The 21,257-nt window shown below is 44.0% G+C and carries 20 protein-coding genes and 1 pseudogene; 17 read left to right on the top strand and 4 right to left on the bottom strand.

The window, feature by feature from the left end:
• Nucleotides 1-202: 202 nt before the first annotated feature.
• The 5 genes from I6E26_RS09560 to I6E26_RS09540 all read left to right on the top strand — a co-directional run bounded on the left by I6E26_RS09560 (nt 203) and on the right by I6E26_RS09540 (nt 7,419).
• The gene (locus I6E26_RS09560) at nt 203-385 is read left to right on the top strand and encodes a DUF896 domain-containing protein (protein WP_235321645.1); all 183 of its coding nucleotides are present in this window, start codon (nt 203-205) and stop codon (nt 383-385) included.
• A gap of 352 nt (nt 386-737) precedes the next feature.
• Entirely contained in the window at nt 738-2,222 is a 1,485-nt protein-coding gene (locus tag I6E26_RS09555; protein WP_235321644.1) for a pyruvate carboxylase subunit B, read from the top strand.
• A 197-nt stretch (nt 2,223-2,419) separates the two neighbouring features.
• On the top strand, nt 2,420-3,613 hold the full coding sequence (locus I6E26_RS09550) for a pyridoxal phosphate-dependent aminotransferase (protein ID WP_235321643.1): 1,194 nt from the start codon (nt 2,420-2,422) through the stop codon (nt 3,611-3,613).
• A 2-nt stretch (nt 3,614-3,615) separates the two neighbouring features.
• Nucleotides 3,616-6,231 carry a 3'-5' exonuclease gene (locus tag I6E26_RS09545; RefSeq protein ID WP_235321642.1) on the top strand — a complete coding sequence of 872 codons (2,616 nt, stop codon included), beginning with the start codon at nt 3,616-3,618 and terminating at the stop codon, nt 6,229-6,231.
• Between the two features lie 234 nt (nt 6,232-6,465).
• Nucleotides 6,466-7,419, top strand: coding sequence for a magnesium transporter CorA family protein (locus I6E26_RS09540; RefSeq protein ID WP_235321641.1), 954 nt, complete (start codon nt 6,466-6,468; stop codon nt 7,417-7,419).
• A gap of 91 nt (nt 7,420-7,510) precedes the next feature.
• Here I6E26_RS09540 and I6E26_RS09535 read toward each other — a convergent pair.
• A pseudogene (locus I6E26_RS09535) lies at nt 7,511-7,786 on the bottom strand (3D domain-containing protein); the annotation flags it as partial.
• Nucleotides 7,787-8,117: 331 nt separating this feature from the next.
• Between I6E26_RS09535 and I6E26_RS09530 the strand changes: the two are divergent.
• From I6E26_RS09530 to minE, 12 genes are all read left to right on the top strand, one after another.
• Entirely contained in the window at nt 8,118-8,357 is a 240-nt protein-coding gene (locus I6E26_RS09530; protein ID WP_235321640.1) for a hypothetical protein, read from the top strand.
• A 78-nt stretch (nt 8,358-8,435) separates the two neighbouring features.
• Nucleotides 8,436-9,131, top strand: a complete 696-nt coding sequence (locus I6E26_RS09525) for a TVP38/TMEM64 family protein (RefSeq protein WP_235321639.1) — start codon at nt 8,436-8,438, stop codon at nt 9,129-9,131.
• 36 nt (nt 9,132-9,167) lie between these two features.
• Nucleotides 9,168-10,310, top strand: a complete 1,143-nt coding sequence (locus I6E26_RS09520) for an acyltransferase family protein (protein ID WP_235321638.1) — start codon at nt 9,168-9,170, stop codon at nt 10,308-10,310.
• A gap of 146 nt (nt 10,311-10,456) precedes the next feature.
• The gene (locus I6E26_RS09515; RefSeq protein ID WP_235321637.1) at nt 10,457-11,044 is read left to right on the top strand and encodes a Maf family protein; all 588 of its coding nucleotides are present in this window, start codon (nt 10,457-10,459) and stop codon (nt 11,042-11,044) included.
• On the top strand, nt 11,022-11,702 hold the full coding sequence (radC, locus tag I6E26_RS09510) for a RadC family protein (RefSeq protein ID WP_419179923.1): 681 nt from the start codon (nt 11,022-11,024) through the stop codon (nt 11,700-11,702). The genes I6E26_RS09515 and radC overlap by 23 nt, the downstream gene beginning before the upstream one ends.
• Before the next feature lie 57 nt (nt 11,703-11,759).
• A complete protein-coding gene (locus I6E26_RS09505) occupies nt 11,760-12,797 on the top strand; it encodes a rod shape-determining protein (RefSeq protein ID WP_235321635.1) in 1,038 nt (345 codons plus the stop codon).
• 1 nt (nt 12,798) lies between these two features.
• Nucleotides 12,799-13,740 carry a rod shape-determining protein MreC gene (gene mreC / locus I6E26_RS09500; RefSeq protein WP_235321634.1) on the top strand — a complete coding sequence of 314 codons (942 nt, stop codon included), beginning with the start codon at nt 12,799-12,801 and terminating at the stop codon, nt 13,738-13,740.
• A 2-nt stretch (nt 13,741-13,742) separates the two neighbouring features.
• Nucleotides 13,743-14,237, top strand: coding sequence for a rod shape-determining protein MreD (gene mreD, locus I6E26_RS09495; protein WP_235321633.1), 495 nt, complete (start codon nt 13,743-13,745; stop codon nt 14,235-14,237).
• 84 nt (nt 14,238-14,321) lie between these two features.
• Complete coding sequence (gene mrdA / locus I6E26_RS09490) at nt 14,322-16,154, top strand: penicillin-binding protein 2 (protein WP_235321632.1); 1,833 nt, start codon at nt 14,322-14,324, stop codon at nt 16,152-16,154.
• 20 nt (nt 16,155-16,174) lie between these two features.
• On the top strand, nt 16,175-16,840 hold the full coding sequence (gene minC, locus I6E26_RS09485; RefSeq protein WP_235321631.1) for a septum site-determining protein MinC: 666 nt from the start codon (nt 16,175-16,177) through the stop codon (nt 16,838-16,840).
• 11 nt (nt 16,841-16,851) lie between these two features.
• Nucleotides 16,852-17,640 carry a septum site-determining protein MinD gene (gene minD / locus I6E26_RS09480; protein ID WP_235321630.1) on the top strand — a complete coding sequence of 263 codons (789 nt, stop codon included), beginning with the start codon at nt 16,852-16,854 and terminating at the stop codon, nt 17,638-17,640.
• Between the two features lie 12 nt (nt 17,641-17,652).
• On the top strand, nt 17,653-17,910 hold the full coding sequence (minE, locus tag I6E26_RS09475) for a cell division topological specificity factor MinE (RefSeq protein WP_235321629.1): 258 nt from the start codon (nt 17,653-17,655) through the stop codon (nt 17,908-17,910).
• A 154-nt stretch (nt 17,911-18,064) separates the two neighbouring features.
• Here the strand turns inward: minE and bioA are convergent, their stop codons facing one another.
• The 3 genes from bioA to bioB all read right to left on the bottom strand — a co-directional run bounded on the left by bioA (nt 18,065) and on the right by bioB (nt 21,022).
• Nucleotides 18,065-19,270, bottom strand: a complete 1,206-nt coding sequence (bioA, locus tag I6E26_RS09470) for an adenosylmethionine--8-amino-7-oxononanoate transaminase (protein ID WP_235321628.1) — start codon at nt 19,268-19,270, stop codon at nt 18,065-18,067.
• On the bottom strand, nt 19,271-19,963 hold the full coding sequence (gene bioD, locus I6E26_RS09465; protein ID WP_235321627.1) for a dethiobiotin synthase: 693 nt from the start codon (nt 19,961-19,963) through the stop codon (nt 19,271-19,273).
• 78 nt (nt 19,964-20,041) lie between these two features.
• Nucleotides 20,042-21,022 (bottom strand): biotin synthase BioB, encoded by a 981-nt coding sequence (gene bioB / locus I6E26_RS09460; RefSeq protein WP_235321626.1) that lies wholly within the window; start codon nt 21,020-21,022, stop codon nt 20,042-20,044.
• Nucleotides 21,023-21,257: the final 235 nt, after the last annotated feature.

The following is a 21,257-nucleotide window of genomic DNA, read 5'->3' as shown; positions in this document are numbered from 1 at the left end:
ACGTATGGCGAAACTCATGAAGCACTATGATGTAATCTACTAAACTTTTTTACACAAAGTTCTTGACACACCCGGAACTCACCATTTTACGGTGTGGGAAGTTTAAATATAACCATTAAATTATAGAAGATGTCCTTGTATCTTTTAGATGGTGTGGCCAAGATGGGGGATATCGGGCAATTTGTTATATTAGGAGTAATATATGATTACAAAAGAATTGATAAATGAAATTAATGAACTATCAAGAAAGCAGAGGTCTGTAGGTTTGACTCCGGAGGAAAAGGAACGCCAGGCAGAGCTGCGTCAGGCTTATCTGATAGGCTTTCGAGAGAATATGAAAAATGTGCTGGATAGAATAGAAATTGTAGATAAGGTTGATCAATAGTAAGTTTTGCCAAGTAATATAAAGCTGTGATGGATTCTAAAAAAATAAAAAGTTATGTCACTCTTGAAATAATTTGATATTTTGCTGTTATTAGGACTTTTAGAGTAAAGACCAACTAATTCTTTGTGCTAATAGAGCACGGATATGTTTTAATTTTAACACAATTGAAATTTTGTTCTTTCGAGGAGACGATTTGTTATACAAATTATGAAAAAATAAGTGTTATTTATAGTTTTTGTTGACAATAAAATCCAAAGACTTTATACTTGATTTATAGAGATTGTTAGGGGTAACATTGGAGTTTTTCGGGGTTATAAAGTAAGTATATTTTATGTTTAAGGAGATGTTTTATATGTCCACTAGTGCAACAAATTTTGGTCCTGTAAAGATTACCGAAACCGTATTGCGTGATGCTCATCAGTCCCTTTTAGCAACACGTATGCGTACCGAGCAGATGCTGCCAATGCTTTCTGCCCTGGACAAAATCGGCTACAATGCTCTTGAGGCATGGGGCGGTGCAACTTATGATACTTGCCTGCGTTTCTTGAATGAGGATCCTTGGGAGCGTCTTGATACCTTGAAGGCACATCTGAATACTCCTATCCAGATGCTGCTGCGTGGCCAGAATCTGCTGGGCTACAACCACTATTCTGATGATGTGGTTCGTGCTTTCGTAAGAAAGGCTTCTGAGCATGGTGTTGGTGTATTCCGTATTTTTGATGCACTGAACGATGTTACTAATCTGCGTACAGCTATTGATGCAGCATTGAAGGCAAAGGAGAAGCCACATGTACAGGGCTGTCTTGTATATACTGTAAGTCCATTCCATACCAATGAAACTTTCGTAGAGCTGGCCAAAAAGCTGCAGGAGATGGGTGTTCATTCCATCTGCATCAAGGATATGTCTGGTCTGCTGAAGCCTTATGTAGCTGAGGATCTGGTTCGCAAGCTGAAGGCTGCTGTGGATCTGCCAATTGAGCTGCATACTCATTACACTTCCGGCTTTGGTTCCATGACCTATCTGAAGGCTATTGAGGCTGGTGTAGATATTATTGACTGCGCTCTGTCTCCATTGGCTAACGATACTTCCCAGCCATGTACTGAAACTATGGTAGCTACCTTGGAGGGTACTGAGAGAGATACCAAGTTGGATCGTCAGGCTATGGATCCTATTGCTAAGCATTTCCTGCAGGTTAAGAAGGATATTATGAAGGAATTCAACCTGCCTGGTTACTTCGATGTAAATCCAAAGGTTTTGGATTTCCAGATTCCTGGTGGTATGCTGTCCAACCTGGTAAATCAGCTGAAGGCTATGGGTGCTGCTGATAAGTATCAGGAGCTGTTGGATGAGATGCCTCGTGTGCGTGAGGATCTGGGCTTCCCTCCATTGGTAACTCCATCTTCTCAGATTGTTGGTACTATGGCTACCATGAATGTAATTATGCAGGCTAACGGTCAGCCTCGTTATTCTATGGTTCCTAATGAGGTTCGTGATCTGGCTCGCGGTAAGTTTGGTAAGACTCCAAAGCCAGTTAAGCCAGAGGTATTGGCTGCTATGAAGATTAAGCCTGAGGAAATGATTACTGACTGTGCTGTTGAAGATGCTAAGGCACCTAAGATGGCTGATTTCCGTAAGGAGCTGGCTGCCAAGAAGGTTGAGAAGAAGCTGGCTGGTATCAAGGCAAGCTTGGCTAGCGTTGATGCAGATATCTACGAGCAGGTTCGTGATTCTCAGATTGCCAAGGTTCTGGATGAGATTCCAGAGGAGGATGTTCTCTCCTACGCTTTGTTCCCACAGGTTGCTTTGGACTTCTTCGAGAAGAACGGTCGCCTCTAATCAGAGCAAAACATTATATGATTTACTGGATGGCGGGGATTTTCCCCGTCATCTTTTACTTTCTGGCGCAATCGCCCTACCTATTTTCCAGGGATTGTTGTATAATCATAGTTGGATATCCTGTTTGTCTGCTTAGGCAGGGGAATTTGATTTTTTAGTTTGATTCATGAAAAATTTATAATAAAGGATGGTTGAAAATGGTTTCAGAAAAGATGCATACCTTGGGTACAAAAAAATCTACTATTCGCACGATTTTTGAATATGGCAGAAAAAGAGCCGCTGAGGTAGGGGAGGAAAATGTTTATGATTTTTCCATTGGCAATCCTAATGTGCCTGCGCCAGAGGCTGTAAAAACTGCAATTATAGATATTCTGAATACTGTTGATAGCTGTACTCTTCACGGCTATACAATTGCTCCTGGTGATCCTCAGGTTCGTCAGACCATTGCCGAAAGCATTAACCGCCGTTTTGGCACCAATTTTGCTGGCAAAAATCTTTTTATGACCAGTGGTGCGGCTGCGGCCATTACTATTTGCTTCAAGGCTCTCCATGAGGATGAGGCGGATGATGAGTTCCTTACCTTTGCCCCATATTTCCCAGAATATGGTTGTTTTGTAGAATCTGTAGGCTCTAAGCTGAAGGTGGTACCAGCTAATACTGAGAATTTCCAGATTCAGTTTGATAAATTTGAGGAAATGCTTACTCCAAAGACCAAAGCTGTAATTGTTAACAGCCCAAACAATCCTAGTGGCGTTGTTTATTCCGAGGAAACTATCAAAAAGCTGGCAGATATTCTGAAGGCCAAGTCTCAGGAATTTGGTCATCCTATCTTTATCATCTCCGATGAGCCATATCGTGAGCTGGTTTATGGCAACCTGCAGGTTCCTTATATTCCTAAATATTATAAAAACACGCTGGTATGTTATTCCTGGAGTAAGTCCTTATCCCTGCCAGGTGAGCGTATTGGTTATATTGCTGTGCCTGATGAGGTGGCAGATTTTGGCATGGTTTATGGTGCTATTGCTGGTGCGGCTAGAGTTCTGACTCATGTTAATGCTTCCTCTCTGTTCCAGCGGGTGGTGGCACGTTGTGTGGATGAGCCATCCAATATTGCTGCCTATGAGCGCAACGGCAATCTGTTGTATAATGGTTTGTTGGAGGCTGGTTTTAGCTGTCAGAAGCCACAGGGAGCTTTTTATTTGTTCCCAAAGGCTTTGGAGGCAGATGATAGAGCTTTCTGTGAGCGAGCCAAGAAATATGATTTGCTGTTGGTGCCTGGTTCTGATTTTGGTTGTCCTGGTTATTTCCGGGCTGCGTACTGCATCAAGGAGGACACCATCCGCCGTTCCTTGCCAGCCTTTAAGAAGCTGGCCGCAGAATATGGTAAATAAAAATGAATTTTCATGGTTTGAATCAAAAGCAGCAAAGTGTAGCAAAGGAGCTAGAGCAGAATATTCTGCTCCTGGCTTCTGCCGGCACGGGCAAAACCAATACCTTGGCCTACAGAATTGAAAATATATTGGACAAAAAGCTGGCTAAGCCAGAGGAAATAGTCTGTTTGACCTTTACCAACAAGGCTTGTAATGAAATGAAGGACCGTATTAATTTCATAGCTGGAGGAGCTGCTGTGGATGTTATGGTCAAGACAATTCATGGTTTTTGCTATGAGATTCTGCGCTGGGCAGCCAGACAGGATAGTGATATTTTTGGTGACTTTGGGGTTTTTGACGAGACGGATTGTCTGGAATTGATTGCCAATCTGAAATATGTTAATAGCGAAAAGGCCAGTGTATTTCAGAAGTTGATAAATCTGGTGAAGGAATATAGAGGAGAGTATAATCTTTTCTCCCAGCATCCAGAGGAAGATTATGAGCAGGTAATATTGCGGTTGAAGGACAAAAATCCCCAGCGCTTGGCAGATGCAGCCAAGGGCTTGGAAAATATTTTAATGATTTTTGATGCTCATTGTGGTGAGATTCTCAAGGAGTATGACGATATGCTAAGAGAGAATCATGCTGTGGATTTCAATGATTTAATCAATGAAGCCTATAGGCTGTTACAGCAGGATGAAGTGGCCAAAGTCTGGCAGAATCGGTTCAAGTTCTGGTGCGTAGACGAGGTGCAGGATATTAGCCGGCTGGAATATAGTCTGCTGACAAGAATGTTTGGCAGCAGCAATCTTCTTTTGTGTGGTGATATTTTTCAGACCATTTATGAGTGGCGAGGTTCGGACCCTACTTTTATAAATCAAAGTTATGTCAAGGATTACAAGCCTAGACTGGTGGTGTTTAATGAAAACTATCGGTCAACGGCTAATTTGTTGTTGGCGGGTTTTGGCTATTTGAAGAATACTTTCCCGCAGCAGGTAGCAGGTTTGTTTCCAGAGGATGCGGTGCCTGTGAATAGTACTCCAGGGGAGCTGGTAGTGCATAAATCACTGTGGAGTACCAAGGTGGAGGCTAGTTGGATTTATGAAAAGCTGCAGCAGCTACAGCCAGAGGATTTGTCCAAGGTGTGTATTTTGACCAGAGCCAATTGGTATGCCAAGGAATTATCTAAAGCTTTTGTTCAGATTATGGAGCAAAGGCGACAGCAGTATCAGTCTGGTCAGAGGGAGCAGCAGGATTTTCCCTTGGAATTTATGTTGGTGGATGAGTTCAAATTTTTCCGTCGACAGGAAATCAAGGATGTGGTGGCGGCTTTGCGACTGCTGATTAATCCCCAGGATAGCAGCAGTATGTTGAGACTTCTGAAGCGTTTTGGCCGCCGTATTGGCCCAGCTACTATTGCCAGGATTCAGTCTGAGGAATATCAAAAGGCAGGTATCAGGATTACAGATTTGCTTCATCCTTCCACTCAGAAATATGCAGAGCCATACGAAATGCTGCTTCGCCAGCTGGAGTGTGGCCAGGTGGTGGTTTTTGATGTGGAGGCTACAGGGCTGGATACGGCTAGAGATGAAATTATCCAGATTGCCGCCATTAAGGTGGATTTGCAGGGGCAGGAAATAGCTAGATTTGTCCGGTATCTTCGGGCAGGCAAATCTGTTGGTCTGTCAGAGCAGGTGCACCATATTAGTGATGCCTATTTGCAGGAGAATGGTGTAGAGCCTAGTGAGGCATTGCATGGCTTTTGTGAATTTGCTCAGGGAAGCGTCATTGTGGGCCATAATGTGGTTTTTGATTTGACTATATTGGCTAGCCAGCTGAGACGGTTGGGATTGCCTCCCTTGGATATACCGGCTTTTTATGATACCTTGGATATTTACCGCCGTTTTTATCCACAGCTGCCCAATTATAAGCTGGAATATCTAGGAGAGGTTTTTCATGTACAGCACAAATCATCTCATGATGCTTTTGATGATATATGTGCTACGGGAGAAATTTTGCTTCATGCTGTAAGGGAAAATATTCTGCTAGATAGGGATCTTCGTCGCAGTTATCTCAGCAAATATGTAAATCTATTTGGTTCCTTGGCTAAAGCCTTTGATGAAATGAGAAACAAAATTCAAGCACTACCTTTGCCTAAGCTGGTGGTAGAGGTGATTATGTCCTTGGGAATCAACAGCTTTTATGCCAAGGAGGAGCCTCGTCTGGAGAATCTGCGCCAGCTGGTGCGTTATAGTCGGGAGCTTATGCAGCTGCCGGATAGGGTGGTTCAGGAGGATACCTATGATGCCTTGCAGGAATTTTTGCGTTTGACTGCTATGTCTGATACGGAGTTGGATTTGATGCTGAAGGAGCATCCCAAGATTCCGATTATTACTATTCATCAGGCTAAGGGCGCGGAATTTGATACTGTTTTTCTAACTGGTTTGCAGGAGGGAGTTTTTCCTACGAGAATTGCCCTGAAAAAGGACAATGTAACGGAAGAAGCCAGATTGTTCTATGTGGCTATTACTAGAGCCAGACGCCGGCTTTTCCTTACTTCTGTGGCGGAAAGACAGCATGCTGTGTGCAGGTTTATAAAGAACATTCCCCAGCAGTATATTTTGGAGGATAGGAAATAAAATCCCTTGACTAAAGCAATGTCTAGGTAGTAATATCTTTATGGTATTGATTTAAATTATGGATAAATGTGAGGTGAATGGCAATGGACGCAGGACCTGAACCCAGGGACACGCCTAAATTAAATAGGGGGACTGTATCCCTTGTCATGCCTTTTCTTGCTATATAGAGTCTGGGATTGCTGATTTTGGTATGATGTTGGATAGAGTCCCCGTACTGAAAGGAGCAATTTTATAATGCTGAAGATTTATAAGTCTTTGGACAGCGGCCCTTTACAGGAGCTGACCCTGAAAACATTGGAAAGCGGTGCCTGGATTAATATTGTAGACCCTACACCTTATGAGTTGAAGGTTGTGGGGAATCTTACCGAGGTTGAGCCGGATTTCCTTCGTTCCGCCTTGGATGATGAAGAGCGTTCTCATATTGATATAGAGGACGACAATGTTATGATTTTGACCAATGTGCCAGTGGTGCGGGATACAGGCAGCTATGATACCTTGCCTTTGGCTATCATTGTTACAGAGGAATACATCATTACAGTATGCTTGGAGGAGACACCGGTATTGTCTTACTTTAATGAAAAGACAGCCAGGATGTTCCGCACTTTCAAGAAAACCAGATTTCTGTTTCAGATTCTCTATAGAACAGCTACCTTCTATTTGCGGTATCTGCGTCAGATTAGCAATCAGTCTGACGAAATTGAGAGCAAGCTGAGACATTCCATGAACAATCAGGAGATTCTAAAGCTGTTGGAGCTGCAGAAGGCCCTAACCTTCTTTAATGCATCTTTGCGATCCAATGGCGCTGTATTGGACAAGCTGATGCGGCTTCGTACAACTACCTCCATGCAGCCTATGCTGAAATACTACGAGGAGGACGAGGATCTGCTGGAGGATGTTATTATCGAGAACAAGCAGGCTCGGGAAATGGTTGAAATGTACAGCAAGATTATGGGACGGCTGGCAGATACCTTTTCTTCGATTATTTCCAATAATCTGAACCAGGTCATGAAATTCCTAGCTTCAGTGACCATTTTATTGGCTATTCCTACAGTTATTTCCAGCTTCTTTGGTATGAATGTGCCAGTACCTATGGAGGAAACTCCTTTTGCGTTTTGGTATATTTTCTTTTTTGCTGGTGCTTTTGCAGCTGTCTGCGGTGTACTGTTGTGGAAAAGGGATATGTTTTAAAACATAAAAATAAGGCTTGTGTAATAGGAAGATTCCTGTTACGCAAGCCTTTTTGTTTGCTTTGGTTCCTGTCAAGGTCAGAAAAGCTTATTTAATTAAGCAAATAGATTTCAATAAACTGGCGGCCAAACCAGATGGCCTCCTCATGGGTGTCAAAGGCAATATCAATGGTATTGCCCTGAATATTCCAGCCAATGTCCTCCGCAACGGCTGCACCATAGCCTGGAATGAAAACGGAAGTGCCCATAGGTATATAATTAGGATCTACGGCAATAACTCCCCTGCGGAGGAGAGTGCCGGAGGCGGTGTATTTTCCCATGCCTGGATCCTGGGGACTGTAGGCATAGGCTTCCACGGTTATGACTCTGGCATTGGAGAAATCTACTTCGCCGCTATCATTGGCAGAAGCCACTGAGGTTATCAGGAGAAGTAACAGTGCTAAAATCGCTGTCATACCGGATTTCTTATTTTTCAAAATTTCACAACCTTTCTGATAAAATTTTTATTTATTTTATCACATATGGGGATATGGTGTCAAAATATGAGATAAAATAAGCGCGTTTACTATTGATTATTAGTAAAATTTTAACATACATATTGATACCGACTGAACAATCGGTTATAATTTTAGGCATGAGACAAGCAAGTATAGAAAAAAGAAATAAAATATTTATGTTTATTTTGCCAGCAAGGAAGTTTTGCTGAAGGAGTTATTTGCCTATACTGAGGAATATATTTGCCAATATCTTGTTGATGGTTTTGATATGAGTCAGCCTGTTAAGGATTGCTTTCAGGAGTATTCCAGACGCATGATTCAGCTGGGTCGGGATCATAGGGATAAAATTCTGGTTCACGAGCAGTTTCTTGCTACCAAGAAGAGTCGGAAATTTGGCAAAATACTCCTGAGCAGATATGGTATGATTGGCTTTTTAACATGAGCTGGGATGCTATACGTGTACATAAGGATTAATTGTGCTATAATATTTCTAAAATTAAATGATTAGGAGATATATAGCATGAAAATAACAAAATCTACATGGCCTATAAAGGTAGGGGCAGTGGCAGGTCTTTGTCTGCTCTTTGGCATTGTTTATGTTTTAAACCCAGCTTTCTGGGGGGAGCTGTGGGATGTATGCCTTAGTGGCGATATGCATCGTATTGCTGCCTATATCAATTCCTTTGGGGCTTGGGCTATGGTATTCAGTTTCTTTTTGGTACTATGTGTCAATGCCATAGGTTTTCCGCCAGCTATGATTTTTTCTGCTGCCAATGCCTTGATTTTTGGCATTGTGCCAGGTATTGCCTTGGCTTGGATTGCCGAAACGGTAGGCTGTGCTATGAGCTTTGTCCTGTTGAGATTTTTGTTTCGGGATGCAGCGGAGGATGTAATATCCAAGCACAAATCCCTGCAAAAGATTGATGATTTCAGCGGGGAAAGAGGCTTTCGGATTATGCTGATAGCCAGAGTTATTCCTTATTTGCCATCAGGACTGCTGAATGCCTTGGGTGCTGTAAGCCGACTGAGTTTCAAAGAATTTACCATTGCTGCCCTTATCGGCAAGCTGCCATCTACAGCTATTGAAGCCATGATAGGCCATGATGCAGTAACTGCCGGAGAAAATCCCCATAGATTGGTATTCTCCTTGGTTCTGGCAGCTGTAATGATTTTGGGATTTATTATTTACGAAAAAAGACAAAAGAAAAATAGTTAATAAGGTCATGGAAAATAAAATTTAGGGGGAATCTCTATGGAAGAAAAGAAAAGGCGTATTTTTTTTCTCGATAATCTAAAGGCTTTTATTGTCTGCCTGATGGTTGTCTTTCATGTAGCTCTGTGCTACATGGCTTATGCACCAGAATGGTGGTACACAGTGGACAAGGGAGATCCGCAGTTTTCCTTTACCATGCTGGTTATGTGGGCAGATATTTTTATCATGCCGGTGATGTTTTTCATCTCAGGCTATTTTTGCTTAATGTCCTTGGTGAAGCAGACAGATGGCAGATTCTGGAAAAGCAAGCTGGTGCGGATAATTATCCCTTGGATTGCTGGTGTAGTTATTCTGGCTCCGCCTGTAACCTTTATCATGTTTGCCAGCCGTGGCATTCCTATGGACTATGTCCATGATTATCTCTTTAAACTGTTTCTTTTTGGCCCTTGCTTTAGTCATGTGCAATATTGGTATCTAGGGCTTCTGACATACTCGTACATTATGCTTTATGTATTCTGCAAGCTAAAGCCGGATTTTAGGAAACAGCTGCCTGCCTCCATACCGGGAGCCAAGCTCTTTGTGGGTTTTACAATTTTGAGCTTTGCCTGCACTGTGGGAGGCTATATGTATGCCGGTGGCAACAACGATTTGTGGACCTTTATCTGGCCTGTACTGGTATTTCAGCCTAGCCGAGTTTTATTGTATCCTTTGTATTTCTTTTTAGGGGCCTATGCTTGGCGCCATCAGTGGTTTACCCAGGGTGGTTACAAGGCGGATCCAACTAAATGGCTGCCAGCCTTTATTGTAACCAGTGTGGCCTATTTATTCTATTGCATTATGGGAGCACAGACTGCTGCCAGTATGGAGCAGTATATGATTGTTAAGGCTGCTATACATATTTTATTTGTTTTGTCTGCTGTATTTGGGCTTTTGGCCATCTTCCAGTCTCAGTTGGATTATACCAATAAATTCCTAGGAGAGCTGGCTGCTAACAGCTATAATATGTATTATACCCATATGGGACTGGTTATGTTAATCGCCTGGTATTTTGTCCAGTTTGATTGGTCAGCCTATGTAAAATATATCATGGTATCCTTGCTGTCCTTATTGGCCAGTTATCTGACCGGTAAGCTGTTAATGATTTTCCCTTGCTTTGCCTCTGGCAAGAAGGCGAAAAATTGATGGGCTAGGCCTAGAAAATAAGTAAAAATAAGACTCTGAGTGACTTGATTTTTTGCTCAGAGTCTTTTATTATGTTAGGAGGGATTTTATATGACATTATAGCGATAAAATCTCAATTTTGTCATAATCTAGGGGAGGAATTATCCATGATTATATTGGCATCTGCTTCACCGCGACGGAGAGAACTTTTACAGCAGATCGGCTGCAGCTTTCGAGTAGAAGTTAGTCAGGCTGAGGAAGTGGATTGTCAGGGGCTACAGCCATCTGTAGTTGTCGAGAAAAATGCTTATCTCAAGGCGGCAGCCGTAGCAGCTCTTTATCCGGATATGCCGGTGCTGGGAGCGGATACGGTGGTTAGTCTTGATGATGATATATTTGGTAAGCCTAGGGACAAGGAGCAGGCCAGAGAAATGCTGACAAGGCTATCCGGCAGAACACATCAGGTGTCTACTGGTATAGCTATTGCTTGGCAAAATAAGATCTGGCAGGCATATGAGACGACGGAGGTAGATTTTGCCCCGCTTTCTCCGGCAGAAATAGACCGTTATCTTGCTACCGGCGAGCACGCTGACAAGGCTGGTGCTTATGGTATTCAGGGACGGGCTGCTGTGTTTATTGAACAAATTAGAGGGTCCTATTCCAATGTCGTAGGTTTGCCGCTTCATTGTCTATATGGTCTTGCCCAGAAAGCGGGGATTGATTTATATGGCAATGGTGAGGGATCTTCCAGTTGAGGAAAGGCCCAGGGAAAGGCTTTTGGCTTTAGGGCCAGGTTTTTTGAGCAATGCAGAGCTTTTGGCTATCCTGCTTAGGAACGGTTTTCGCGAGAAATCTGCTTTGGATATGGCTGGGGATGTGCTGAAACAATGCGGTCCGGATGGTATCGGCGGTCTAGTTAGGCTGTCTATTGCTCAGCTAGGTCAAATGAAGGGGATAGGAACAGCTAAGGCCGCGGAATTAATGGCTGCGGTGGAGCTGGGGCGGCGCATGGCTGCCCATAGTGCCAAGCAAAAATTGATAGTTACCTGTCCAGAGGATGCTGCAGAATATGCTTTCCCCAGATTCAAATATGAGGAACGGGAGCATTTTGCAGTAATATTAATGAATGTAAAGAACCATATTTTATCTATGCCGGTTATTTCTATTGGCAGCCTTACCGCCTCAGTGGTTCATCCTAGAGAGGTGTTCAAGGCGGCAATTCAGCAAACAGCGGCTTCCATGATTCTGGTGCACAATCATCCTAGCGGAGATCCAACTCCCAGCAAGGAGGATATTGCTACTACCAGAAGAATTGTGGAGGCAGGAAAGCTAATGGATATTCCTGTGCTGGATCATATTATTTTAGGAAATAATAAATATATTTCCCTAAAAGAAAAAGGTGTGATAAAATAAAGATTGCTGTATATATAATATGGCAACGGTATATCTTTGAAGGGAGAAATTTTTAACATGTGGAATCTTTTTGGTGGTTTGTCCCACGACATGGGTATTGATTTAGGAACAGCAAATACATTGGTTCATATTAAGGGCAAGGGCATTGTCCTCCGTGAGCCTTCTGTAGTGGCAATAAAGAGTGATACTGGGGATGTTTTGGCTGTAGGTGACGAGGCAAAGCGTATGATTGGCCGTACTCCAGGCAGCATTGTAGCTATTCGCCCTATGAAGGATGGAGTTATTGCAGATTTTGATGTAACTCAGGCTATGCTGAAATATTTTATTCGCAAGGCTATGAATACCAAGTCCTTCGTTCGTCCTCGGGTAGTGGTTGGTGTACCTTCCGGTGTTACTGAGGTAGAGAAGCGGGCTGTTATTGATGCAGCTCAGCAGGCTGGTGCTAGAGAGGCTTATCTCATTGAGGAGCCAATGGCAGCAGCTATTGGTGCAGGCCTGCCTGTAGAGGAGGCTACTGGCTCCATGGTTGTAGATATTGGCGGTGGTACTACTGAGATTGCGGTTATTTCTTTGGGTGGTATTGTTACCAGCTGTTCCATTCGCATTGGTGGCGATGAAATGGATTCTTCCATTATTCAGTACATCAAGCGTGAATACAACCTGCTGATTGGTGAGCGCACTGCTGAGGAGATTAAGATTAATATCGGTACTGCCATTGCAAATCCAAATCAGGATAAGACTATGGATATTCGCGGTCGTGATCTGGTTAGCGGTCTGCCAAAGACTGTACGGATTAAGTCCAGCGAGATTTGTGAAGCACTCAGCGAGCCTGTACACAAAATTGTGGATGCTGTAAAGGGCACATTGGAAAAGACTCCGCCTGAGCTGGCAGCTGATGTTATGGATCATGGCATTATGATGACGGGTGGCGGCTCCCTGCTGAACAGCCTGGATAAGCTGCTGAGCCATGAAACCGGCATGCCTGTCCTGGTTTCTGAGGATGCACTGTCCTGTGTAGGCGAGGGTACTGGCCGTTCTTTGGAGAACATTGAGCTGTTGAAGCGTGTTGTTATGACTACAAAGAAGTTGAGATAAAATGAACAGGGTACGACGGGATAAAAATTCACATCGGACTATATGGTTACTGGTTTTCGTGGCAGTAAGCGTCTTTGTGATTATATTTTTTGCAGCCAGGGGCAGATTTACTGCCCCTTTAGGCAGTATAGCAGCGACAGGGGCCTTGGCTCCTTTTCAGCGGGCCGTATCCTGGGCGGGCTATCAGATTAACGGTGTAACATCGTCTATCTGGGAACTGGTATCTGCTTATTATCAGAATGAGCTGTTGAAAAACGAGGTAGTTCAGCTAAGACAGCAAAATCTGACTGCCAGTGAGTATGCCGCGGAAAATGAGAGACTGCGTAATCTTTTGGGCTACAAGCAGGCTGCCAGCCAATTTGATTTGGAGGCAGCCCAGGTTATAGGCCGGGAGCAGGCTACCTGGACAAGTATGATTGTTATCAACAAGGGAACCAGCGACGGTATTGCGAAAAATATGCCTGTGGTAACAGAAAAGGGACTGGTTGGTGTTGTTACGGAGGTTGCTCCTAATGCAGCCAAGGTACAGCTTATTTTGGACCCCCGTTGTTCTGTAGGTACCTTGATTCAGCGCCCTGAGTCAAGGGTGGCTGGTATTGTACAGGGAAGCATTGCAGATGCCATGACACCTAATATGATTAATATCCCCAAAAATTCTGATGTGGTAGAGGGGGATATGGTTATTACTTCTGGCTTTGGAGGTATCTACCCCAAGGGAATTGCCGTTGGAACGGTGGATTCCTTGGAGGATGATGGCGGCGGTTTATTGAAGATTGCTGTGCTGAAGCCTGTGGTGGATTTCCAAAAGCTGGAGGATGTGTTGGTTATTACAGCCTCCAGAGAGGCACCGCCTGCACCTTTGACACCACCTGTCCAGACTCCGGGGACGGAAACTGACAAGGATGGCAATTTCATCAATGGAGAAAAGGCAGAGGATAAATAGTTATGAATATTTTCTTGGGCTGGCTGGTAATGGCCTTGGGGCTATATGTGTTGCAATCCTCCTTTCTGCCATTGATATTCTTTCATGGTATAGGGCCGGATTTGCTGCTTTTGCTGACTATTTCTTACGCCTTTCTCAAAGGGAATAAGCTGGGAAGCTTTATGGGCTTTTTACTAGGTCTTTTTGAGGATCTGGCCACTGGCAGTTTTTTAGGTGTGAATATATTTATTAATATGCTGGTGGGCTTTGGCTGTGGAACTTTTTCCAACAGGGTGCTGCGGGATAGCTTTATTTTGCCGATTGTTGCTTCCTGCGTGGGAACTATGGTTTCCTATTGCATTCATGAGTTGATAATCGTGTTATTAGGCTATGGCTTCTATCCTGTGGCTCATATACAGATGAAGCTTTTGCCCATGCTGTGCTATAATGTTATTTTTGCATGGCCAGTGCATGTTATGGTTCATAGAATGGATGAATTTGTATCAAAAAAGAAATAGCACAGTTTGGCAAGGAACTGTGCTGAATATGTGGCAGAAGGACTGCCACATTTTGTTGTTTTATAGATTGGCTGGGAGATGTGCATGACAGATAAGGATATTTTTAGTGGGCGTCTGAAGGCTTTAAGTGTAGTTGTGGTGCTGGTAATAGTTGTTTTGATTGCCAGAATGGGTTATTTGCAGGTATATGATGGTGACTATTATGCCAGCTTGGCTGATGGCAATCGGATACGTCTAGTACCGGCAGTGGCGCCTAGAGGTACTATGTATGACCGTAACGGCAAGCTGCTGGTTACTAACCATCCTGGTTTTACAGTGTCCCTGCTGCCTTTAACAGAGCCTATTTCGGAGGAAGTTATCAGCAGGCTTTCCACATTGCTCAATGTACCGGTGGAGGATATCCACAAAAAAATTGATAGCCATGTTGGCTTTGATCCTATTCGCATTAAGACGGATGTAGGGCCGGAGCTGACTACCATTATTGCGGAGCAGAAGGATCTGTATCCTGGAGTAGTGGTAGAGGTTTTGCCTATTAGAGATTATATTTATCACCAGCAGGGTGCCCATGCCTATGGTTATGTAAGTGAAATCAGCGATGCAGAGCTGGAAAAGAAAAAGGATGAAGGCTATAAAAGCGGCGATATCATTGGTAAATTTGGTTTGGAGAAAATCTATGACCAGTATCTTCGCGGTACCAATGGCGGCGAGCAGGTAGAGGTAGATGTTACTGGCAAGCCTGTTCAGGTGCTGGGGAAAAAGAATCCTATTCCCGGCAACGACCTTCATTTAACCATAGATTTGGATATACAGGCAGCAGCAGAGAAGGCTGTTGATGAACAGCTAGTTCAGATTGGTGCCCATGCAGCAGCAGCGGTGGCTCTGAATCCTCAGACGGGAGAGGTGCTGGCTATTGTCAGTCGTCCTGCTTTTGATCCAAATCTCTTTGTTAATGGTATTTCTGGCAAGGATTGGGCTGTTATTAACAATAATCCTTATTATCCAATGGATAACAAGGCTATTACAGGTGAATATCCACCAGGTTCTACCTTTAAGATTATTACAGGTACAGCGGCTTTGTCTGAGGGTAAGGTGACACCAGAGGAAAAGATTTTCGACTCTGGTCATCACTGGATTATACCTAAGGGTAATGCTGGCGGAGAGGCTTTGGGCTGGTTGAATTTTGAACAGGCTATGGCTCATTCTGATAATGTGTATTTCTATGAAATGGGCAATCGTCTGGGAATTGATATTATTGAGCGTTATGCCAGGATGTTTGGCATGGGCAAGCTTACCGGTATTGATTTGCCTTATGAGTCTGAGGGGCTGGTGGCCTGCAAGGCTTACAAACAGCGAGTTTTTGAAGAGGATTGGTACTTGGCAGAAACCTTTGACGCAGCTATAGGGCAGGGGTTCAATCTGGTAACTCCTATACAGGCAGCTTCTATTATGGGAGAGATTGCGGCTGACGGCAAACGCTTTAAGCCATATCTGGTAGACAGTATTGTAGATGTTAATGGCAACGTGGTGAAGAAGTTCAAGCCAGAGCTTTTGGGCCAGTTGGATGTAGAGGATAGATTTATCCGCTTGGTACAGAGCGGCCTTCATCAGGTTACTAAATATGGTACAGCAGCTTCTATCTTCGGCAAGAATTATCCAGTGGAAATAGCTGGTAAAACCGGTACAGCAGAGAATCCTCACGGCCGGGATCATGGCTGGTTTGTAGCTTATGGCCCCTTTGACAATCCTACTATTGTCGTAGCGGTTATTGTGGAGCAGGGTGGTTATGGTTCCCAGTCTGCTGTGCCAATTGGCAAAAAAATATTAGATGCTGCTTTCCATATAGTGGATCCAGCCCAGGCTGCCAAGGCCAAAGCAGAGGCTGAAGCCAAGGCCAAGGCGGCAGCAGAGAAGCGGTAATAAGAGATGAGGTGGAGAGTGTGGCCAGAGATTTGATAAAAATAAAGGGTGTATCCAATGGCTTTCAGTTAATGGTGGATAGCTCAGCAGATTTGACTCAGGTTCAGGAAGAATTGGAACGGAAGCTGGCGGAGCATCCAGAATTTTTCCCAGAGGGAACCAAGTTCCAGCTGGTGGTGGCAGATTTGCATAAATCTGTACGTCAGGGCTTGGGAAGCTATTTGCAGAGCAAGGGGCTTGATTTGGCAGATAGTACAAAAAAGGTGTCAACTGGGGCAGTGAGACCAAATACTGGTCATGCTAACGCTGATAATGCTATATCTCAGCCAAATAACGGGAGAAATGAGGGAGATTGCCAGCAGGTCATGAAGGTAATTAACCGAACTGTCCGCAATGGAGAGGAAATTACCTCTCAGGGTTCCTTGATGATTTGCGGTAACGTAAATCCTGGAGCCAAGCTGGTAGCTGTGGGGAGTATTGATGTAAGGGGAAACTGTCGTGGTATTGTTCACGCAGGCGCAATGGGGGATTATCAAGCCTTTGTAGTGGCAGATAGACTGATGCCCATGCAGATTCGTATTGCCAATCTCATAGCTCGCTCACCGGATGAACCGGAAGTAAGCCAATATGCAGAGAAGGCATATATCAAGGATGGTCAGATTGTTATAGAACCAATAGAAAGGTAGGATTTATACAGATGAGTGAGGTTATTGTTATTACATCCGGCAAAGGCGGCGTAGGTAAGACTACTACCACTGCCAATTTGGGGGTAGGCTTGGCAAAGCGTGGCAAAAATGTTGTTCTGATTGATACAGATACAGGCTTGCGCAATTTGGATTTGCTGCTGGGGCTGGAAAATCGTATTATGTATGATTTGGTAGATGTAACCGAGGGCAGAGTTCCTTACAAGAAGGCTCTAGTTCGTCACAAGAAATACGAGACACTTTTCCTTCTGCCTACATCTCAGATAAAGGATAAATCTGCGGTAAATCCAGCCCAGTTGATGGTTCTTTGCGATGAGCTGCGCAAGCAATATGATTACGTTATTATTGACTGCCCAGCAGGTATTGAGCAGGGCTTCAAAACCGCTATTGCTGCAGCAGATAGAGCCATTGTAGTAACTATGCCAGAGGTTTCCGCTGTTCGCGATGCAGACAAGATTATCGGCGAGCTGGGCCGGGCTGAAAAGGATAATATCAGCCTGATTGTTAACAGAATCCGTCCTCAGATGGTGGAAAGCGGCGATATGATGGATATGAGCGATATTGATGATATTCTGTCCATCAAGTGTATTGGCCAGGTACCTGATGATGAAATGGTAGTAACCTCTGCCAACCGTGGTGAGCCATTGGTAGGTAATCCTAAGTCTCAGGCAGGTCGAGCCTATGACAATATTGTTCGTCGCATTTTAGGTGAGGAAGTACCTTTTATGACTTTCGAGAAGGATGGTCTTTTTACCCGCCTGAAAAAGGCTTTTGGAATGTAAGGAGGTCAGGGTATGTTGGATTCATTGCTTAGCATGTTTAAAAAGGAAAAATCAGGCAAGGTTGCTAAAAAAAGATTACAGATGGTTTTGATTCAGGATAGGGCCAGTGTATCACCAGAGGTAATGGAAAAGCTGCGGGATGATATCATTCAGGTTATTTCTAAATACATGGTTATCAATAAAAGCGATATGGAAATTTCTCTGGAAAATGTAGAGGATTCTGTTGCTTTGGTAGCCAATATTCCTGTACAAAATATGCGCCATCATTAGGGCATAAGCTATTTAACAGGCAAATACAGCTATGTAAGAGATGTACGTGGAGGTATTCGTCCTGCTATATGGTGGAAAATGAATTAAAAATAGGAGTTATGGCATAAGCTGTGTCATAACTCCTTTTTTATGGAAATATATTAGATGCTAAAATTTAGCGGCGGAACCAGGCCTTCATGGTATCAAATATCTTCACTAACTCTGGTTCTTCTATTACATATGGTACCATAGAATACATATAAGACAGGAATGGTCTGGAGAATACTCCCCGTTCATAGGCAAATTGCTGGTAGCCTGTCAATACAGCAGGGTCTTTTACCTCAATGCAGGCACAGCCACCCATAATACGAATTTCCTTGATACGTTCATCCTGAAAATCTGCCAGTTCCCGACGGGTAATGGCTTCAATGTTTTTGATTTTGGACATATAATCGTCACGTTCAAAAATCTCAATGGCTTTCAGGGAAACAGCACAGGCCAAAGCATTGCCCATGAAAGTTGGGCCGTGCATCAAAGCCTTGCGGTCATCATCGCTGTAGAAGGCTTCATAAACCTTGTGATTGGCAACGGTGCAGGCATGACCGATATAGCCCCCTGTAAGAGCCTTGCCCAATACCAATATATCAGGCAGTACCACATCAGCCACAAAGCGATGAGCAGTACGGCCAAAGCCGGTAGCTACTTCATCGAATATCAGCAGCACATCATATTGGTTGCAAAGCTCCCTTGCCCGTTTTAGGAAGGAAATATCATACATCTGCATACCGCCAGCACCCTGCAACAGAGGTTCCACAATAAAGCAATTCAACTGGTCATGATATTTTTGGAAGGCCTCCTCCAGAGCTGGAATAGTGGTAGGAATATGAATACAGCCCTTTTTCTGGTCTACGCCATCCTTTTGCTCAAAGGCAAAATGGTAATCATCATCATCGCCTACCTCCATAGCCTTGAAGGTATCTCCATGATAAGCACGATTTAGGGCCAGCACCAGAGGACGATGATTGCCCTTGTTTACATGGTATTGCAGGGCCATTTTCAAGGATACCTCAACAGCCACACTGCCAGAATCGGAGAAGAAGCAGTAGTCCAAATCCCCCGGCAGGAACTCCTGCAGCTTGGCAGACAACTTCTGTACTGGCTCATGGGTAAGACCGCCTAGCATAACATGACAGAATTTATCAGCCTGTTCCTTGATGGCAGCAGTCAGCTCAGGATGCTTGTAGCCGTGAATCATGCACCACCAGGAGGAAACAGAATCCACTAGCTTCTGGTCCTTGGTGTAGAGATAAACCCCTTCCGCATCCTTAATATTATAGGGTTCCTTCATATGCTTCATTTGTTGGTATGGATACCAGATCATTTATTTCACCTCATCATACAAATTTTTCAATAATTCCACATCTATATCCAACTGGGTATCTCCCGGCTGAACCTTGGCCAATACAGGCAGGTTGGTCATGTATTGACACATGCGGATATTATCATCTTCCATTACATTGCCTGGATGGTAGTTGTTGAAAATAACACCTTTTACAGGTAAATTATGGGTTTTCATGTATTCATAGGTCAGCACCACATTGTTAATGGTGCCAAGGCCTGCATCAGCAATCATAATACAGGAAAGATGCAAATCCTTGATAATATCTTCCAGCTGGATTTTGGCTTCATCAAAGCAGATAGGACAGAGAATACCGCCACTGCCCTCCACAGTAATATAATCATACTGGGGAACAAGGGAGTAGAAGCCCTGCCTTACCACCTGCATTTCTACAGGATGTCCCTCAATGCGGGAAGCCAAGTGAGGGGAATAGGCATTTTCGTATACATAATGGCACATGGAGTCCAAATCCTGTTCTATGCCGGCACATTCCTTGACAAAGAGAGCATCTCCTGGTATCAGGGAGCCATCAGGACGGCGGTTGTTGCCACTCATGGCGGCCTTGTAGTAGGCTGGCTTACAGCCTGCCTGAGCCAGCTTCTTGACAATCAAGCCGGTAACATAGGTCTTGCCAATGTCAGTACCTGTTCCTGTAATAAAAATTCCTTTACTCATGTTTACGCCTTCTATTCTATAATATATGTATCAGGAGGTTGGAGATGTCCTCGCTATCCTGCCAAGGGTATAAGCTTGTTATTGTACCTGATATGGCGGTGTAATGTCTCTACCCATATCTGTAAGCATATTTCTGTCACTGCGAATGGTAGCACAAGCTGTAGTGGTCAGCATATTGCCTGTAATGGTAGCAGAGGCACCAGCTCGGAAAGCGGTCTCTCCGTCATTGGTGAGGAGGGCTCTGCCAGCACCTAAGCGAATATTGGCCTCTGGGTTAATATAGCGGAAAAAGGCTACGGTTCTTAGAATATCTGCTTCTGTCAACCGCTCCAAATGCTCCAAAGGTGTGCCTGGAATAGGCATTAGGGCATTCAAAGGAATGGAATCAATGCCCAGCTCTGCCAGACTGATGGCCATATCCAATCGATCCTCCCAAGTTTCACCCATGCCAATAATTCCACCGGAGCAGGCGCACATACCTATTTCCTTTACCAGTTTCAGGGTAGCAATCTTCATATCGTAGGTGTGGGTAGTACAGATATTAGGAAAGTTACGCTTGGAGGTTTCGATATTGTGATGGTAGCTGGTAACCCCTGCTTCTTTGAGACGGCGAAGCTGGTCCTCATCCAAAAAGCCCATAGAAGCGCACAGTTCTATATTACACTCCTTGCTCATGGTTTTGTAGGCCTCAATAGCAGCATCGAATTCCTTGCCAGTCAAGGCTCTGCCAGCTGTTACAATGGAAAAACGATGTACACCTTCGTTTTCGTTCATGCGGGCAGCAGCCAGAATTTCCTCTGTGCTAAGCATGGGATGAGATTGACATTCTGTATGATTGTGGGCAGACTGAGCACAGAACTTGCAGTTCTCTGGGCATTTGCCACTGCGGCCATTAATAATGGAGCATAGGTCTACATGATCGCCAACACAAGCAGCCCGGATTTTGTCTGCTCCCTGACACAGTTCATGCAAATCGCAGGTAAGGAAGGCCTGCAAATCATCCTGTCTGGTAAGACGGCGGCCAGCAATAATTTCCTCAGCTAATTTCAACATATCCATAGGTAACTCTCCTTGTTAACTTAAGTACAGCATATAGTTAACATTTTACATAGAGAACAGCAATTTGTCAACCGCTTTACATATGGAGTTAACATCCAGGCCTTGCCTGTTGCTGGGATGTTCAGAGGGAATATTTTACCAACTGTAGATATAGGGAAATCCCCCGAATTGCAATAATAAGTTGAACACCCGGCGAACCTTTATGCAGTAAGTACTGCAAGCATTTCTTCCTCAA

Origin of the sequence: Anaerovibrio lipolyticus (assembly GCF_021531495.1) — a bacterium.
GTDB lineage: Bacteria > Bacillota > Negativicutes > Selenomonadales > Selenomonadaceae > Anaerovibrio.
The sequence above is the reverse complement of the archived record's forward strand: the minus strand, read 5'-3'. Positions and strand labels throughout refer to the sequence as shown.

Excerpts from the sequence above, each read along its gene's own strand:
- I6E26_RS09560 (WP_235321645.1), top strand. The coding sequence starts at position 203 with ATGATTACAAAAGAATTGATAAATGAAATTAATGAACTATCAAGAAAG.
- I6E26_RS09555 (WP_235321644.1), top strand. The coding sequence starts at position 738 with ATGTCCACTAGTGCAACAAATTTTGGTCCTGTAAAGATTACCGAAACC.
- I6E26_RS09550 (WP_235321643.1), top strand. The coding sequence starts at position 2,420 with ATGGTTTCAGAAAAGATGCATACCTTGGGTACAAAAAAATCTACTATT.
- I6E26_RS09545 (WP_235321642.1), top strand. The coding sequence starts at position 3,616 with ATGAATTTTCATGGTTTGAATCAAAAGCAGCAAAGTGTAGCAAAGGAG.
- I6E26_RS09540 (WP_235321641.1), top strand. The coding sequence starts at position 6,466 with ATGCTGAAGATTTATAAGTCTTTGGACAGCGGCCCTTTACAGGAGCTG.
- I6E26_RS09525 (WP_235321639.1), top strand. The coding sequence starts at position 8,436 with ATGAAAATAACAAAATCTACATGGCCTATAAAGGTAGGGGCAGTGGCA.
- I6E26_RS09520 (WP_235321638.1), top strand. The coding sequence starts at position 9,168 with ATGGAAGAAAAGAAAAGGCGTATTTTTTTTCTCGATAATCTAAAGGCT.
- I6E26_RS09515 (WP_235321637.1), top strand. The coding sequence starts at position 10,457 with ATGATTATATTGGCATCTGCTTCACCGCGACGGAGAGAACTTTTACAG.
- radC (WP_419179923.1), top strand. The coding sequence starts at position 11,022 with ATGGTGAGGGATCTTCCAGTTGAGGAAAGGCCCAGGGAAAGGCTTTTG.
- I6E26_RS09505 (WP_235321635.1), top strand. The coding sequence starts at position 11,760 with ATGTGGAATCTTTTTGGTGGTTTGTCCCACGACATGGGTATTGATTTA.
- mreC (WP_235321634.1), top strand. The coding sequence starts at position 12,799 with ATGAACAGGGTACGACGGGATAAAAATTCACATCGGACTATATGGTTA.
- mreD (WP_235321633.1), top strand. The coding sequence starts at position 13,743 with ATGAATATTTTCTTGGGCTGGCTGGTAATGGCCTTGGGGCTATATGTG.
- mrdA (WP_235321632.1), top strand. The coding sequence starts at position 14,322 with ATGACAGATAAGGATATTTTTAGTGGGCGTCTGAAGGCTTTAAGTGTA.
- minD (WP_235321630.1), top strand. The coding sequence starts at position 16,852 with ATGAGTGAGGTTATTGTTATTACATCCGGCAAAGGCGGCGTAGGTAAG.
- minE (WP_235321629.1), top strand. The coding sequence starts at position 17,653 with ATGTTGGATTCATTGCTTAGCATGTTTAAAAAGGAAAAATCAGGCAAG.
- bioA (WP_235321628.1), bottom strand. The coding sequence starts at position 19,270 with ATGATCTGGTATCCATACCAACAAATGAAGCATATGAAGGAACCCTAT.
- bioD (WP_235321627.1), bottom strand. The coding sequence starts at position 19,963 with ATGAGTAAAGGAATTTTTATTACAGGAACAGGTACTGACATTGGCAAG.
- bioB (WP_235321626.1), bottom strand. The coding sequence starts at position 21,022 with ATGGATATGTTGAAATTAGCTGAGGAAATTATTGCTGGCCGCCGTCTT.